The organism is Epilithonimonas hungarica, assembly GCF_900102265.1.
GTDB classification, from domain to species: domain Bacteria; phylum Bacteroidota; class Bacteroidia; order Flavobacteriales; family Weeksellaceae; genus Epilithonimonas; species Epilithonimonas hungarica.
The window spans coordinates 669,742-685,667 of sequence record NZ_FNBH01000001.1 but is presented as its reverse complement, the minus strand read 5'-3'; the positions used below and the strand labels follow the sequence as shown (position 1 = coordinate 685,667).

Sequence of the window (15,926 nt, the reverse complement as noted above, 5' to 3'; positions counted from 1 at the left end):
TAACTTTTAAATGAAAAAGATCTTCATCACTTGCTTCGCATTATTGATACTTGCAAGCTGCAATAAAGACAAAGACATATTGAATTCTTTGAACGACCATAATATTGCCTCACAAAACAAGGGCTATCATTTTGGAGACAAATTACAATTACCACAAGATGTTTTGGATTACGCCGAGGCTATCACTATAAGTTATGGTGACAAAGAAACCAGTAATCTAGCTATCGCCCCGAACTTTTTCACTTTAGGAGAAAATGATGTCACTTTCAATCTCAAGACCAAAGGCGGAGAAGTTTTACAACAAGATGCCACTATCAATGTTTTTGCGAAAGCCAAAGCACGGGCAATCCCTTACGAGATTGTGAATCAATATCCGCATGATGCAGATAATTTCACAGAAGGTTTTGAAATCCACGGAGATATCGTTTATGAAAGTGTTGGTCTAGAAGGGAAATCAAAATTGATGAAATATACCTTGGGAAGCAGAACACCGCTTCTGGAAGTTGCACAGCCAAGTAACATTTTCTCTGAAGGCATTACCGTTTTTGGAGACAAGATCTATCAACTGACCTATCGATCAAAAAAAGGACTGGTATATGATATGAACATGAAACTCATAAAGGAATTCGATTATCCTGAAGAAATTGCAGAAGGCTGGGGAATGACGAATGACGGTAAAAACCTAATCGTTTCCGATGGGACCAAAACAGTCTATTTCCTTGATCCTGGGAATCCTTCAAAAGTATTGAGAACAATAGCCATTGCAAGTGATAAAGAAGGTTACGACCAGATCAATGAACTCGAATACCATAATGGTTCTCTCTACGCAAACGTTTGGCAGAAGCCGATCATTCTTCAGATCAACCCTGCAAACGGAGAAGTTACCGGAATAATTGACCTTAGCAATATCGCCAAACAGAATACATCCGGAAACGACGATGTCTTGAATGGAATTGCTTTCAAGGGTGGAAATATGCTGATCACAGGAAAGAACTGGAGCAAGATCTATGAGATCATCGTAAAATAATTTCTAAGTTCAATAAAAAAATACCTTCCAAGATTTTTGGAAGGTATTTTTTTATTGAATCACCGGTTCAACCGGCTTAGGTTCATTTTTCACGAAAGTATATTTTATATTCAATTGCGTATTCTCCGCAAAAGTCTTTTTTGTCTTGTAAGCTCCATTGCACACCTCGGATGTCAACTCATAATCACCTTGCTCCAGAATAATACTCTCTGCCTTTCTGGAACCAACAGGCAAACTATAATTTTTAGCCCCGGCAATATTCATCGTAAAATCACAGTCAGAATCATTATTGATGATCAAGACCATATTTTTATTGGATTCATCAGAATTGAAAAGCTGATTGAGCAAAGTGATCGCTTTATTCTCTATGCTTAATTTTTCCTGACTTGGCTTAAATTGGTCTATCTTCAATGATACTTCTGAGTTTTTCCTCAAAATAGGAGAAACAGAACTGGTTGCACAACTCATTAAGCAACTACCCAAAATAAGCAAGATCAGTTTATTCATCTTTCAATTTAAATTTTATATAAGTTATCGTTTTTCCCTTGGAAGAAAACAGTTCCTCATAATAGGTTCTCACATCTCTGAGAAGCGGCGTGTCTGGCTGATATTCCGGTGCGCCGTAAATATCGTGATGCGCCGTCAGAACCTCATGGCCTAAACCCTGTAACAATCCCAAAGTATAACCATGAAGATACTCTGAATCTGTCTTCAGATGAATCACCCCATCTCTTTTCAAAATACTTCTGTATCTATCCAAAAACTCAGGATTCGTAAGCCGGTGCTTGGTTCTCCTGTATTTGATCTGAGGATCGGGAAACGTGATCCAAATCTCCGAGACTTCATTTTCGGCAAAGACATTATCTATGAGCTCTATCTGGGTTCTAAGAAAAGCGACATTCTTAAGTCCTTTATCAATCGCTTCTTTTGCACCGAACCAGAACCGGGCACCTTTGATATCGACACCAATGAAATTCTTGTATGGAAAAGATTTGGCCAACCCAACAGAATACTCGCCCTTACCACATCCAAGTTCTAAAACAATAGGATTGCTATTTCCAAAAAACTCGTGCCACTTTCCTTTGTGTTCAAAATCATTGATGGCCTGTTCCCTTGTCGGTTGAATTACATTAGTTAAATGCCTGTTTTCTTCGAATCTAGCAAGTTTGTTTTTTCCTTTTCCCATTTATAAGTCTTCTTTCCAATTTTAAAAACGCAATAAAAATAAATAATTTTAATGATTTACAGAAAAATAATTCATTATTATTTGATAATTTATATAAAAAATATTTTATTATTTAATTTCAGTCCCCACCACCTGCATCAGGTGTGAGTTTTGTAATCTTTTAAGATATATCGGCAGATACTTCTCTATATATATCTTAGCAGCTTCATAATTATCCGATTCTAGGAAAGCGGTAATGTTATCCGAGCTATAAACGAACTGCAGAAAATTAGGGATCAATTCCTTAGGTATTTTCATTTTGATAAAGTAATCATCTCCATAATAATTCTGCAGATCCTTGATATGCTTGCTCATCTTTTCGTATTGGTAATATCGTTCCTTCTTCTTCTTCTCTCCCGATATCAAATCGAAGATACTATTGATACTGAAACTCAGTCCCTGATTGAATGACAATACAGGAATATCGGGCGATGTCCCATCTCCCTTTGGTTCCGGCAGCCCTATCATTTTCTTCAATTCAAATGCTTTCTCAGAAGATTTCAGCATAGCTACATCTCTTCTCAGATTACCTGTAGGCCGAAAGGAACTTAGAATAACTTCCTGGATCTCGTAATAAGCAATCTGTAATTCTACAAAAGTTTTGCTCCTTTCCAGCATTTCTTTTGTAACCTCAAGGTCTTTTCTTTCCGTGGCTATAGAAGTAAATCTGATAATATCACCTTCTTTTGCATTGATGTGAAACTCGCCATTATAATTTGCAACGACACTTTTATGCTCATTTACATTGGTCACATAGACCTGATTGAGGTAAAGACTGGATTTGTCCCTGATATAAATTTCTCCATTCAGGAATTGCCCATAAACACAGGCCATGCAAAACAATGTTAAAATTGTAAATATCTTCTTCATATTGTCGGCAAATTTATAGAGAAATACATGCAGAACCATTACAAAAAAAAGCCGATAAGGTTAAAATTTTATTAAACTTTATCAGCTTTTTGTTAAGTAATTAGAATTAAAGACTTTATAAGAAAATAACTGTTAAAAAAGTTACTCTGAACTTCGATTTTTAAGATGAATCCAGCCTTTTATAATATCCGGCTCTGCGTTTTCGAAATCCTGCCATTGTAGGAAATACCAATAAGTCCCTGTGGAAATAGACACTCCGTTCTCCTTACCTGTCCATATATAATTATTGGCGGTAGAACCTTCAAATACCTTTATGCCGTTTCTGTCAAAAATCTGAAATTTCGGATTAATTTTGTCCGATATCATCGACATATCTATTGTATCGTTTTTACCATCACCATTTGGCGTAATGGTATTTGAAATCCCGACAACCAAGAATACCTTCGTTACCGGATAGCAATTATCCACAGATTTTACATATACTGTATAAGAACCTTTACCATCTTTGATCGGGAGTGTACTGGACGAACTATAATCCGAATCGGCAGGAAGAAAATCCAGCGCACCATTTTTTTTGATATAATACAGATACGGAGAATTTCCTTTGGACACACTTATAGTAACAGAATTACTATCTTTCACATCGATAGTATTGATCACAGGCAATTCAAAAGTTTTGAGGGCAATTTCAGCAGGTTTACTTTTATTATCACAACCGTAGATATTCGTAACTTTTACGTAAACAGTTTTCCCCGGTTCAGATTTATAACTTTCCACTTGATAATAGAAATCGGTTAAATTAACCTCCGGTATTTTTTGTGTTAATGAAGAATCTTCAAAATATTCATATTTATCATATGTCGAATCCTGGTTAACAGTTTTTTCAAAAATAGTCTTTAGATTATAGATTCCTTTTCCGTCAAAACCAACACATTGCACATCTTCCATATTTGTCAGATTGATATGTGCAATATTCACGGTGACTGTAACCTCTTCCGAATCCGGATAGGCCCCAGTAGTTTCAAAATAATATTTGAATTTTACAATTTTTAGATCTGTATTATCCGGATCAAAAATTATTTTGCCAGAAGATTTATCATAATAAGCTGACCCTTCTTCTGGCTGTTCCGTAACCAGAACGCTATCCCAATTAACCGGCTTTAATGGGACTGAAGAGAAGGACACAGGGATTTCAACGGTTTTACAATTGCCCGTATCAAAATTTTTCACTGTAAACTCCGGACATTTGGTATAAATATAGGGGTCAGTCGAAAAAGACCCACAATCTGATTTGGAAATTTTACAATAATAGCTACCCGAACCATAATTTTCAGGATCTATCAAAAATGAATCCCCTCCAGATGCTATCAACAGACCATTATGATACCATTCGTAAAAATCGTATCCATCATCGACCTGTAATTTTACACCGATAGCACAAGTCCCCTTTTTGGTAATTTGGGGGATTGAGCTAAAACCACCAAAAAAACCACCATAACCAACAGCTTGATTACCACCAGCCAGACCTGCTGTAACAGCCTTTGTAGAATATATGGAAACATTACCTTTTACATTTTTCTTTGAAAAGAGAACCCATTCAGAAGTTCCAGAAACAGGGTAAGGCCCATATAAACCATTCAACAACTCTCCATTCATTGTTACCTGCGCTCCGCTTTTTGTAATGATGTTTATATTAGTATTAAAATCATCTCTAATTCCCATCTGGTTTACTTCGGGCAATTCTACAATTTGATTTGGCAACAAACAATTGAGAGCAGGAACCATATTCATCCCACCAGAAGCAAATTGATAACCGACATCGTTCGTACCCGCCAAAAGTTGATAAACATAGACGTCCTCTGTACTTTTGACATACATGTTATAAACGCCGTTACCTTGATTTTTATAAAATGAAGAAGCATATAAAATTTTATACTGTCCTTTATTAAGCAGATAAACGGTCGGGCTATCATTAACTGTTACTTTAGTACCATCTTTGATTGCCATTACAATGACACGTTCCATGTCGAGGCCTCCGCCCCCAGGTACATCCAAAGCACCATTTCCTTTTGCTATAACATATTCTCTACCCAAACGATTTGTTGGAATCGCCTGATCCATCAGAATATCACTACCGCTATATCTATTTATATAATTACCATTGAAATTACCATTCGTAACACTAATAGGCTTATCAGAATGAATATTTGCCCCGACCAGTCCAAAATAGTTCTCATAGGGATCATCCACTAACACATTAAGATGATCAACTATTCTATATGGCACAACGGCCATATAAGACTCACCTTTATTAAGCTTTATATTCAATTCCGGACTTTGCGTATTATTAAGGAATAAAATATTGGGATCATATCCACTTATCTTCACAGAGGTATTATTTTCTGTTGCTAATATATTAATCTGAGTATTTTGACTAAGGACCCCATAAATAGGTGTAGTAGCGAGAGGAGTCATTGTCCCCAAAAAATCCGTTCCCAGTCCTGCGAATCCTTTGGAATTAATAATCTCAGCATGCGGGCCTCTTAAAAGTCTTAGATTTGCTAAGAACTTTCTACCGCCAACAAGATGCAAGCCTTTTTTTGCCGATAAAAAAGTGTCCGAAGGATTTGTAGTAGTAATTACATTTGGTGGTAATTTTATATACTTGGGATTACCTTTGCGAATGGTCATTCTATCCAACTCAACTTCTCCTGAATATATGACGACCTCGAAATCATCAACAGAATCGGTTGAGAGATACAAAAAATCTCCATTCAAGCTATTATCATAATCAGGATTCAAAACAATATATGTATCAAACATCGGCGCAAACCAATGCTCGGTATCCATCTGGGCAGATATCTTTATGGATAATAGGCAAAAGAGTAAGATTTGTAATATTTTCTTCATGGTTATAATCGAAGGTATTAAAAATGTAAAAAAAGAGATCTATTTATCAATAGAATCTAGGTTCTATTCTTTAGTAAGACCCAACCTGTATATTTTACTGGTGTGGAATTCTCAAAGTCTTGCCATTCCAAAATATACCAATAACTGGAACTTGGCAGAGATTTCCCGTTTTGTTTTCCATCCCAAATGTAGTGATTGGTCGCGTTTCCCTCGAATAGTTTTTTTCCTTCTCTATCAAAAATCTGGAACTTGACATTCTTTTTAAAATCAAGATTTGACATATCCAGAACATCATTGACACCATCATTATTAGGCGTAACAAGGTTATAGATCTTTATCACAGAAAATTCTTTTTCAACAGGGTCACAATCATTAGCAGAAATCACATAGGCTTTATGTAATCCTGGTGAAACATCTGTAAAAATATTTGAGTCCTGGTAACTTCCATTATCTATTGCATATTTATAAGGCTTAACACCACCTCTGGCATTTATTTTCACTGTGCTTCCATTGATCTCTATGGATTCGATCTCTGGTAATTCTGCGGCTTTTATTTCTACACTCTGTTTATATGGACAGTTGTTTGGCGCTGTTAATATTACGAAGTATTTCCCTATCTCCAGACCATCTATAACCTGTGAATCACCGATCATAGTTCCCGGATCCGATTCTCTATACCATTTATATGTAAAGCCCTCACCTGCATCCAGATATGTTTTTGTTTCTGGACAGATGGTTTTATCGGCCAATGTATCTGATTTTTTAGGTAATTTAATTTTAATGGTAAATTCTGCCACCGAAGAACAGCCCGCAGCATTATAAAGTCTCACATACAGAAGCTGTTGCCTATTAACATTAATTTCATTGATATTATTAATAGAGGCAAGATCTTGTGCATCAGATCTCTTGACATAGAATTTAGCCGATACTGAAGAATCATTTGTAAATAATACTTTATAATTATCCAGATTCTGAATTAGTTTTTGGGAATCAAAATCATCGTCACATTCTTCTACAGTTATTGACGTATTAATTACTGGAAAAAAAATAGTTTTTAATGCTATTTTCTGAATAGCGGTACAATTTTTAGAATTTTTGATTCTTACATATACCGTTGCATCTGCGGATGAATATTCTGTAAAATTTTTGATCTCATCACTATCAATTTCAAACTGTGCCCCAATCAGTGTTTTATAATAAACTTTCTTTACAGAACTATCAGAAGTAACATTAGCTTTACGAAGGTCATATTCCGCTATTCCAGTAGATGTACATTCTGTTAAAATATCATCCTTCCCAACGATCTGGTTAATTTGTATTGTCGCTTGAATAATTTCACAATCAGGCAAAACATCTTTGCCGCAAAATGAAAATTTGAAAGTATCAACTCCAGACTCTCCAGAATTGGCGGTATATTTTATGTGCCCGTTAGGAAGGACTTCCGCCAGACCTTTTTTTGCCTGTTCAGTAATAGTTGGAATGCCTGGAGTTTGTGAACTTAAACTAAATTCAGGTGTGATATCTGATATTTCTGTGCAAGTCTCATAGTTTACATTGGTATAGGTTGTACAATTATAGAATTTAAATTCATCCGTTTTGATTTCCAGACAAGATCCTTGTTGAATTCTAACCCTATAAACACCCGCCTTTTGAGGATAATAATAAAACATTTTATTTGATGGATGTTCAGTTGTTACGGGTGCATTTACAAATATTCCCAACTCATTTTTTATTTCCCATTGATAAAAATCAAAACCTTCAGTAACTTCCAATTTAACTCCCGGAAGACATTCACCTTCGGTTTTCAAAATTAAAGGGATTGATGAAAAGCCCGCAAAATATCCACCATAACCAAAAGCTCCATTGCCACTTGCAATCCCCGCCGTAACAGCCTTATCTGATACTACTGTAATATTTCCTTTTACACCTGGGATAGAATAAGAAACCCATTGTTGGTTTGCTGCTATATTTGAAATATCATAAGGACCATAAGCAGAAGATGGAATTACACCATTAACTTTGACCTTAGCACCTTTTTCTGTAATAATATTTAATTTGGTAACAAACCTATCTTCATCATCTGTCTCCTGAATTTTATTGATATAACTTATTTCGTCAATTTTACGGGGGAGATAGCAATTAAGTGGTGGAATATAATTCATCCCTCCGGTTGCAAGAGGAGAATCACCACCCTCCACACCACCAAGGAGCTGATAAACATAGGTATTCTTATCTGTTTTAATATGGAGATTGTAATGTCCATTTCCCCTATCAACATATTTGGTTTCTTCTACACGATAGTAATCTCCTTCATTAGCTAATACTTTTACTGGAATGACATCATCATTAAGATAAATTGAAGTATTTTTTTGGGTAGCGACTATAATCGCTCCCTCCATATTATTTCCAATTTTTCCGTATCCTTTGACAATCACAAATTCGTCTCCCAATTTATTTACCGGAACGGACTGATCCATAAGAATATCTGACCCAATTGCCGTCGATGAAGCATACTGCCCATTAAAATTACCATTTGACATAGAAATAGGTTTGTCAGAAGTAACTTTGGCTCCTATAAATCCATCCCAGTTGTTTGGATTAGTGGATCTCACATCCAAAATATAAGCCTCTCCTTTATTTAGTTTAAAAGTGAATTCTGTTGCGAATCCATAAGTATTAAAGTCAATATTCTTTTTAAAGCCACCTATGGTAACTGTTGTATTATCTTCCGTTGCAAGAACACTTGCAGAAGCACCAAAACCGTAGCCATTCAAAGCATTGGGCGCCATAACTGTATAAAAATCTGTACCGATACCCGCGGTCCCTTTAGATGTAATGATCTCTGAGTGATTTGTAACCCCAAAGCGAAGATTAGCAAATAACGGCCTATCTCCTTTTACATACAGACCTTTTGTAATAACCATATTAAGCTCATAACTATCATCATCTGTTATAATATAGTTACGAGGTATTTCAACAACAGCAGGTGAGCCTTTGCTGATCGTCCTCTGTTCTATGAGGGTATTATTATTGTAAATTGAAACTGTAAAAGGTGTAATTTCATTAGTTGAAAGATGCAGGAATTGCTCGTAACCAGAATGATTACTTTGTCCATCATACATTGGTGCAAACCAATGTTCCCTATCTAACTGCGCAAAAGATTTTATCGAGAATATAAGAAATATTAAAATTTGTAAAGCTTTCTTCATTATAATAATTAGGATATTATTACAAATGTAAAAAAAGCAATCTATTATTTCAACACAATCAATTTCTATTTTTCAGAAGAACCCAGCCCGTATGTTGTACACGTTTGGGATTTCCAGACTCATTCCATTCCAGGATATACCAATAGGATGATGTAGGTAAAGGTCTTCCATTTAGTTTTCCGTTCCAGATATATTGATTCTCAGGATTTCCTTTGAAAACCAAGGTTCCATTTCTGGTATAAATCTCCAATCTCGGTTCCAATTTCGTCATCAGATCAGAATAATCGATCGTATCATTTTTCCCATCATCATTAGGCGTGATGATATTTTTAACATTAATGATAGAAAAATCTCTTACTACAGAACCGCAAGCATCCATTACCTCAATAGTATGGTCACCTTTTGGAATATTTTCGAAAACATTGCCGGACTGATAGGGCTGCCCGTCCAGACTATACTGATATGGCGGAATTCCGTTTGCTGCGAGAACAGTTACCTTATTACCTTCTATTAAAGCATTATCAATGACTAAATCTTGTGGTTCTGATATTTTTATAAACTGTTGATAAACACAGCCATTGGATGTTAACTTCACCCAATAATTACCAGCTTTTTGGTCTTTGATTTTAGTAACATTTGTGCCTTGTTCTCCATTGCTCCATTCATAATAATCAAAGGTGGGCTCTACTTCCAAATCTGTTGCTGTATTCTTACAGATAATTGTATCTTTAAGCATTACAGATTTTTTCGGTTGTTTGAATCTCAATTTAAACACCGAATAATTGTCACAGAAATTGCCAGGCTTAGTGATTCTTATATAAAATGTTTTTTCAGTCTGTGTTGTGCTTAGGGTTTGTGACTTGTTAATTGAAGGGTTATCCGCTTTAAGTTCTGATATTTTTTCATAGAATTTGACATCAGCAGGATTGAGCACTTCAGTAGTCATCAAACCAATATAATCATCCAGATTTTCGGTTTTATTCCCTTTCAGCTCATTATCGCAGACATCAAAGACCGGAATTGTGGTTGGTTGCTGCGGATAGTTCATCTGGAGTTGAGAACCGTGATAAAATCTTAAAGTATAGGTGTCCGGCGTACAGCTGAACGCACCAACTTTAACGGTAATATCCTGAGGATTCTGTGTAAATTCAAAATTATTGTCAGGATTAATCTGTGTTCCGGCTTGTGTATAATATTCAACTTTGAAATCTCTGTTAAAATTAGTCACAATTTGATTCGTAAACTTCGACAATTTCTCTTTATATTTATCATCAAAGTCATCATCACAAATCATTATCGGAGAATTATCAATGATTGCGACCGGTGCATTTTCAACTCTAATATTGCCAGCGAGCGTACAACCACTACTCAATTTTACTTCTAACCTATAATTTCCTGGGGTATTTGTAGGATAAGTAGGATTAGATGATAATACAACACCGGGGTTACTATCTTCTGTCCATTTATATGTTGCTCCCAAATCACTAATCAAATTTTTTGGTTTTAATTCAATACCCAGAGTGCTATCACAAATAATAGCAGAATCATCGGTTTCTATATTTGGTAAAAGTTCTATATTTCCTGTAAAACTACCAGCTTCCAAAAACACAGCAGAATCGTATCTGTAATTTTTTTCATCCGCTATTACCAATTTGATATGATAATTTGTACCGGGTTTTATATCGGCGACTGCTGTCAGAATCTTGGTTTGTCCGTTGAAATTGGTAGCACTTGCAGAAGGATTGTCAATTCCAATAAAACCACCAAAATATTTATCATTAGTAATATCATTTATAGTGGTTACTGAAACGGGATTATTGGTTCCGGGAACTATGGCGATATTGGTATATGGGTCTGTACTTCCCGCTTCCTTGATAAGAAATGCAAACGCATCGCTGTAACTGTAATTTCCCGTGTAATATTCCTCAGAAAGGAACATATATCGAAAACTAACTTTATCACTAAGCGTAGATGAAAAATCAAATTCCAAAACTGTGGCGTTAGTAAGATCCGAAACAGGCAATCTTAATGCGTCTGCCAAATCCGGATCACCTATCCATCCGGATGCTGAAACATCCTGTATCGCTCCTTTTGGTCCGGGTGCAGCTAAAACACTGCCTGTAGACAAGATAATTCCTTCATTCATTGGAAATGAACTTGTTCCTTTCGTAAAAAATCCGTAACTAGAATCACTACCACCAATATTTCCACCAGAAACCTTTACGTTAGATATAGAAACGCAGCTCAAATTTTGAGTACCAATGAATTTATCCGCTACCAATTGATAATCGGAGTATGTGCTGTTATCAACTGTAATAAATTGCGCTTTAGCAAAACCAAACACCAACAGCAGAATAACAAAAAGTTTATATGAAAAAATAGAATATTTCATTTAACATAATAAAAGGCTACAAATTTACTCTTAAAATCCCAAACAAAAAATCCCGCTAAAAATTTTAGCAGGATTTTAAATATTTTAATTAAAGTCCGGATTAAGAAAGAGCGACTCTGATAAAGCCTGTCACTTTAAGATCTGCATTCACAGATTTTACATAGTTAGCAACTGATAAGCTTGAATCTTTGATGAAATCTTGGTGTACCAAGGTATTATCTTTGTAGAATCTCTGCATTTTACCTTTCAGGATATTATCGATAATGTTTGCAGGCTTACCTTCTTCAGTCAATTTATGTCTTTCGATCTCCAATTCTTTATCAATAGTTTCCTGAGAAACAGCATTCTCGTCCAATGCGATCGGGTTCATTGCAGCAACCTGCATAGAAACAGCTTTTGCAGCTTCGTCAGCTCCGTCAACTTTTGCAGAAAGAGAAGTGATCGCAGCGATCTTGTTTCCAGCGTGGATGTAAGCTCCCAAGAAAGGACCTTCGATTCTTTCGAATGCTCCGATCTCGATCTTCTCACCGATAACACCTGTTTGCTCGATCAATTTGTCAGCAACAGTAAGTCCGTGGAAATCTGTAGCCAATAATTCTTCTTTAGTAGCAGCAAAGATCGCCATCTCAGCTAACTCATAAGCCAACTCGATGAAAGCTTCATTTTTAGCAACGAAATCAGTTTCACAGTTCAAAGAAATAATAACTCCTAAAGTATTATCCTCGTTCACTCTTGCGATAACCGCACCTTCAGAAGAATCTCTGTCCGCTCTGTTAGCAGCTACTTTCTGTCCTTTTTTTCTAAGGATATCAATTGCTTTTTCGAAATCTCCTTCAGCTTCTACTAGAGCTTTTTTGCAGTCCATCATTCCTGCACCTGTGGTGTTTCTTAACTTTGCTACGTCTGCAGCTACTGGTGTGTAAGACATAATATTGATTATTTTTATATTTGATTTTTGATTTTCCTCCTTCATGTTTTTCAGCGTGCAAATATAGTGATTTTTATAAAAAAATAATACATCATTGTATTCTTAGTTAAAAATAAGATACTATCAGTATTTTTCACAAATCAATCAAAACCTAACATTTATTTAATCAAAATTCTTAACGGATATTACAAGATTTGACCTATTTTTACGTTCGTAATAAAATTAGTCCTTATAATATAATGAAGAAGATATTTTTACTTTCATTCTTTCTAGTTTCCATTTGTATGTTTTCACAGGTAAGCGTCTTTGAGGCAAAAAGCACCAAAGACAGAGGCATTGTGGAAAAATTCATCCGAGATAACCCTAAACATCCAGCTGTTCCCGAGCTGAAAAAAAGAGCCTTGACCTTAAGATACCTAGGCACCGACCAGGTCGCAAAGCCAACTATTACTCAAATGACTGAAAAGAAAATAGAAAAAACTTCCAAGATAGGAACTACAGAAGATCCCAATACCCCTGAACCAGCAAAAACTACAATAACAAAAACAGAAACCCCTGAAAAAGCGAAAGGGTCAAACACAAAAGTAGAACCCTCTCAACAAGCAAAAAACACGGCAGCACTACTCACAAGTCTTTTTAATAATAACCCGAATAAAAAAGAGGCCATTGTGCAAATTGTTAACAAATCAGCCTGTAATCTTGTGGTAAAAATCAGTGGTAAAAAATTCTATAACCTTACAGTTCCCTCCAACGGGCAGAATTACATCCTTGTAGACAAAGGCAGCTACAACTTGTCAACTTCCATTTGCGACGCCATCTACAATCAAAACAAGGCCATAACCAAAGACATTATCATTACTCTTAATTCTACAAAGCAGTCCAATTGAGATCATCATTGCTCATATTATTATTTCCATTATTTTTTTTCCCGCAGAAAACAATACGTTTAGATTCTCTACAACTTATAGACACGGCTGAACTTTTAGGAGATGATTATGGGAATATATATTTATATAAAAAGAAAGACCTGAGCCTGGCAAAATACGACACGACCGGCAAACAACTAGGGAAAGTCATGATGACCTTTCCATACAAGACCCAGAGCGTCACCAATCCTCTCAACATTGTCATGTTTTCGGAAAATGCACAGGAAATCAAGTTTCTGGACCAGAATCTGAACGAAATCCAAAAAATAAATCTCAACAATAATTTTGGATTCATAAAAGCTGTTTATTCTGAAGATCTTCAATTTGCCTGGCTGGTAGATGACAGCAACAAAACCCTGGTTCAATATAATTTCAGAAGCAATTCTGTCATCAATTCCTTTCCTTTCAATATCAATCTTCAGTCGCTCTTGGATTTTTTGGTATATAACAATAAGATATATATTCTACGAGAGAACACATTTGAAGTGTACAATACAAAAGCCTCTTTGCTCTACTCGGCAAACGTTACTAATCCGAGAAAACTCCGCCGGGCCAATGATGATATTTTGATATTTGAAGCCCAAAGCATCAAAAAATTTGATGGAAGATCCTTATCCGAAATTTTCCAAAATCAGAACGCAAAAATTGTGGATAAAAATAACTCCGGATTTTTGGCACTCATAAAAGACAAGCTTTATCTTTACAAAAATAATTGATAGTCGATAAATCATAAAGGATTTTATAGTTTCGATTTATCAATATTATCATTTATCAATTATAACTCATCAATTATAACAAAGAATGCACATCGCTGTCACTGGGAATATCGGAGCCGGAAAAACAACACTAACCACAATGCTTTCAAAGCATTACAATTGGGAAGCACAATTCGAAGATGTTGATCACAATCCTTATTTGGATGATTTCTATGGTGACATGTCAAAATGGAGTTTTGCTTTGCAGATCTACTTCTTGGGAAGCAGATTCCGACAGGTAAAAGAGATTCGCGAGAGTGGAAAGAACGTAATTCAAGACAGAACGATCTACGAAGATGCACACATCTTTGCTGAAAACCTTGCAGAAATGAACCTTCTTTCCGAACGTGATTTTAACAATTATCTATCGGTTTTCAAGCTGATGAAAGACTTCGTTTCGGCACCAGATCTGCTAATTTATCTTAGAGCAGATGTTCCCACCCTGGTAAGACAAATCTCTAAAAGAGGAAGGGAATATGAGGCTGGGATCAGTATAGATTACCTATCAAAACTGAATAACAAATATCAAAACTGGATAGAGAACTATAAAGAAGGTAAACTCCTTATTATAGATGTTGACAACTTGGATTTTGTAGAAAAACCAGAAGATTTCGGTTATATATTAGAAAGAATTGATGCAGAGCTGAATGGTTTGTTTTAAATTATTTTTGGCGAAATAATTTGACAGATCTAGAAAAATCATAATCGCCAAAGTTTTAATTTAAAGCATCACTATTATGATAAAAGTAATTCATAACAACAGCTGTCCGAAGTCCAAAGCTATTTTGGAATATCTGGACGAGAATGATATCAAGTTTCAGATCATTGATATTAACAAAGATCCGTTAAGTCTGTTTGAATTAAGAACGCTATTTAAAAAACTTAATAAAAACCCGAGCAGGGTCCTGAGGCATTCTACAGAACTTTTTAAAAAGTACTTTTCAGAATCAGAATCCGTAGACGATGAACAAGCTTTGAAAGTAATTGCCCTGAATCCAGAATTGATACAATGCCCTATCCTGATAAAAGGTAAGATCGCAATGCCTGGAAATCCTTTGGAGAATGTAAAATTCTTTATAGAAAACTAAATTATACTTACACACAGAAACGAACGTGAGATATTAATTATCAAATATTTCACGTTCGTTTTTTATTAATTATTTTAAAAATAATTTGGCTATCCGGAAAATAATCCGTTATTTTGCACTCTCAAATATTCATTAGTCAAAAGAACATCGAGATATGTCAAGAATTTGCCAAATAACAGGTAAGCGTGCAATGGTAGGAAACAATGTTTCTCACGCTAATAACAAAACGAAAAGACGTTTTGAAATTAACTTACTAGAGAAGAAATTTTATCTTCCTGAGCAAGAAAAATCAGTAACTCTTAAAGTTTCTGCTCACGGATTAAGAGTGATCAATAAGATTGGAATAGAGGAAGCACTTGAAAGAGCTGCTAGAAATGGATTTATTAAAAACACTACTAAGTAATGGCTAAAAAAGGTAACAGAGTTCAGGTAATTCTAGAATGCACTGAGCACAAAGAAAGCGGAGTAGCGGGAATGTCAAGATACATTACTACAAAAAATAAAAAGAACACTACAGAAAGATTGGAACTTAAAAAATTCAATCCGGTTCTTAAGAAATACACTGTTCACAAAGAAATTAAGTAATATATAAAAAT

General features: G+C 35.4%; 14 protein-coding genes. 7 read left to right on the top strand and 7 right to left on the bottom strand.

From position 1 onward, the window contains the following. Positions 1 to 10: 10 nt before the first annotated feature. Complete coding sequence (locus BLT30_RS03240) at positions 11 to 1,027, top strand: glutaminyl-peptide cyclotransferase (protein WP_089871351.1); 1,017 nt, start codon at positions 11 to 13, stop codon at positions 1,025 to 1,027. Between the two features lie 51 nt (positions 1,028 to 1,078). Here BLT30_RS03240 and BLT30_RS03235 read toward each other — a convergent pair whose 3' ends face one another. From BLT30_RS03235 to tsf, 7 genes are all read right to left on the bottom strand, one after another. Further along, positions 1,079 to 1,534, bottom strand: coding sequence for a DUF6759 domain-containing protein (locus BLT30_RS03235; protein WP_089871349.1), 456 nt, complete (start codon positions 1,532 to 1,534; stop codon positions 1,079 to 1,081). Further along, the gene (gene trmB / locus BLT30_RS03230) at positions 1,527 to 2,213 is read right to left on the bottom strand and encodes a tRNA (guanosine(46)-N7)-methyltransferase TrmB (protein ID WP_089871347.1); all 687 of its coding nucleotides are present in this window, start codon (positions 2,211 to 2,213) and stop codon (positions 1,527 to 1,529) included. The genes BLT30_RS03235 and trmB overlap by 8 nt, the downstream gene beginning before the upstream one ends. A gap of 108 nt (positions 2,214 to 2,321) precedes the next feature. Then, a complete protein-coding gene (locus BLT30_RS03225) occupies positions 2,322 to 3,122 on the bottom strand; it encodes a hypothetical protein (RefSeq protein WP_089872875.1) in 801 nt (266 codons plus the stop codon). Between the two features lie 141 nt (positions 3,123 to 3,263). After that, a complete protein-coding gene (locus tag BLT30_RS03220; RefSeq protein WP_175487120.1) occupies positions 3,264 to 5,972 on the bottom strand; it encodes a T9SS type B sorting domain-containing protein in 2,709 nt (902 codons plus the stop codon). A gap of 116 nt (positions 5,973 to 6,088) precedes the next feature. Next, a complete protein-coding gene (locus tag BLT30_RS03215; RefSeq protein WP_089871343.1) occupies positions 6,089 to 9,241 on the bottom strand; it encodes a T9SS type B sorting domain-containing protein in 3,153 nt (1,050 codons plus the stop codon). 58 nt (positions 9,242 to 9,299) lie between these two features. Continuing rightward, positions 9,300 to 11,633 (bottom strand): choice-of-anchor L domain-containing protein, encoded by a 2,334-nt coding sequence (locus BLT30_RS03210; protein WP_089871342.1) that lies wholly within the window; start codon positions 11,631 to 11,633, stop codon positions 9,300 to 9,302. Between the two features lie 100 nt (positions 11,634 to 11,733). Next, positions 11,734 to 12,561 carry a translation elongation factor Ts gene (tsf, locus tag BLT30_RS03205; protein WP_027384730.1) on the bottom strand — a complete coding sequence of 276 codons (828 nt, stop codon included), beginning with the start codon at positions 12,559 to 12,561 and terminating at the stop codon, positions 11,734 to 11,736. Positions 12,562 to 12,800: 239 nt separating this feature from the next. Between tsf and BLT30_RS03200 the strand changes: the two genes are divergently transcribed. From BLT30_RS03200 to rpmG, 6 genes are all read left to right on the top strand, one after another. Then, entirely contained in the window at positions 12,801 to 13,448 is a 648-nt protein-coding gene (locus tag BLT30_RS03200) for a DUF6759 domain-containing protein (RefSeq protein ID WP_139166560.1), read from the top strand. Continuing rightward, positions 13,445 to 14,203: a hypothetical protein gene (locus tag BLT30_RS03195; RefSeq protein WP_139166559.1), complete on the top strand. Its 759-nt coding sequence runs from the start codon at positions 13,445 to 13,447 to the stop codon at positions 14,201 to 14,203. The genes BLT30_RS03200 and BLT30_RS03195 overlap by 4 nt, the downstream gene beginning before the upstream one ends. A gap of 85 nt (positions 14,204 to 14,288) precedes the next feature. Further along, complete coding sequence (locus BLT30_RS03190) at positions 14,289 to 14,903, top strand: deoxynucleoside kinase (RefSeq protein ID WP_089871337.1); 615 nt, start codon at positions 14,289 to 14,291, stop codon at positions 14,901 to 14,903. 76 nt (positions 14,904 to 14,979) lie between these two features. Then, positions 14,980 to 15,330 carry an arsenate reductase family protein gene (locus BLT30_RS03185; RefSeq protein WP_089871336.1) on the top strand — a complete coding sequence of 117 codons (351 nt, stop codon included), beginning with the start codon at positions 14,980 to 14,982 and terminating at the stop codon, positions 15,328 to 15,330. A 154-nt stretch (positions 15,331 to 15,484) separates the two neighbouring features. Then, positions 15,485 to 15,733, top strand: a complete 249-nt coding sequence (gene rpmB / locus BLT30_RS03180) for a 50S ribosomal protein L28 (protein WP_027384734.1) — start codon at positions 15,485 to 15,487, stop codon at positions 15,731 to 15,733. Further along, positions 15,733 to 15,915 (top strand): 50S ribosomal protein L33, encoded by a 183-nt coding sequence (gene rpmG / locus BLT30_RS03175; RefSeq protein ID WP_027384735.1) that lies wholly within the window; start codon positions 15,733 to 15,735, stop codon positions 15,913 to 15,915. Before rpmB ends, rpmG begins: the two co-directional genes overlap by 1 nt. Positions 15,916 to 15,926: the final 11 nt, after the last annotated feature.

Excerpts from the sequence above, each read along its gene's own strand:
- rpmG (WP_027384735.1), top strand. The coding sequence starts at position 15,733 with ATGGCTAAAAAAGGTAACAGAGTTCAGGTAATTCTAGAATGCACTGAG.
- BLT30_RS03215 (WP_089871343.1), bottom strand. The coding sequence starts at position 9,241 with ATGAAGAAAGCTTTACAAATTTTAATATTTCTTATATTCTCGATAAAA.
- BLT30_RS03200 (WP_139166560.1), top strand. The coding sequence starts at position 12,801 with ATGAAGAAGATATTTTTACTTTCATTCTTTCTAGTTTCCATTTGTATG.
- trmB (WP_089871347.1), bottom strand. The coding sequence starts at position 2,213 with ATGGGAAAAGGAAAAAACAAACTTGCTAGATTCGAAGAAAACAGGCAT.
- BLT30_RS03210 (WP_089871342.1), bottom strand. The coding sequence starts at position 11,633 with ATGAAATATTCTATTTTTTCATATAAACTTTTTGTTATTCTGCTGTTG.
- BLT30_RS03225 (WP_089872875.1), bottom strand. The coding sequence starts at position 3,122 with ATGAAGAAGATATTTACAATTTTAACATTGTTTTGCATGGCCTGTGTT.
- tsf (WP_027384730.1), bottom strand. The coding sequence starts at position 12,561 with ATGTCTTACACACCAGTAGCTGCAGACGTAGCAAAGTTAAGAAACACC.
- BLT30_RS03190 (WP_089871337.1), top strand. The coding sequence starts at position 14,289 with ATGCACATCGCTGTCACTGGGAATATCGGAGCCGGAAAAACAACACTA.
- BLT30_RS03220 (WP_175487120.1), bottom strand. The coding sequence starts at position 5,972 with ATGGATACCGAGCATTGGTTTGCGCCGATGTTTGATACATATATTGTT.
- rpmB (WP_027384734.1), top strand. The coding sequence starts at position 15,485 with ATGTCAAGAATTTGCCAAATAACAGGTAAGCGTGCAATGGTAGGAAAC.
- BLT30_RS03240 (WP_089871351.1), top strand. The coding sequence starts at position 11 with ATGAAAAAGATCTTCATCACTTGCTTCGCATTATTGATACTTGCAAGC.
- BLT30_RS03185 (WP_089871336.1), top strand. The coding sequence starts at position 14,980 with ATGATAAAAGTAATTCATAACAACAGCTGTCCGAAGTCCAAAGCTATT.
- BLT30_RS03235 (WP_089871349.1), bottom strand. The coding sequence starts at position 1,534 with ATGAATAAACTGATCTTGCTTATTTTGGGTAGTTGCTTAATGAGTTGT.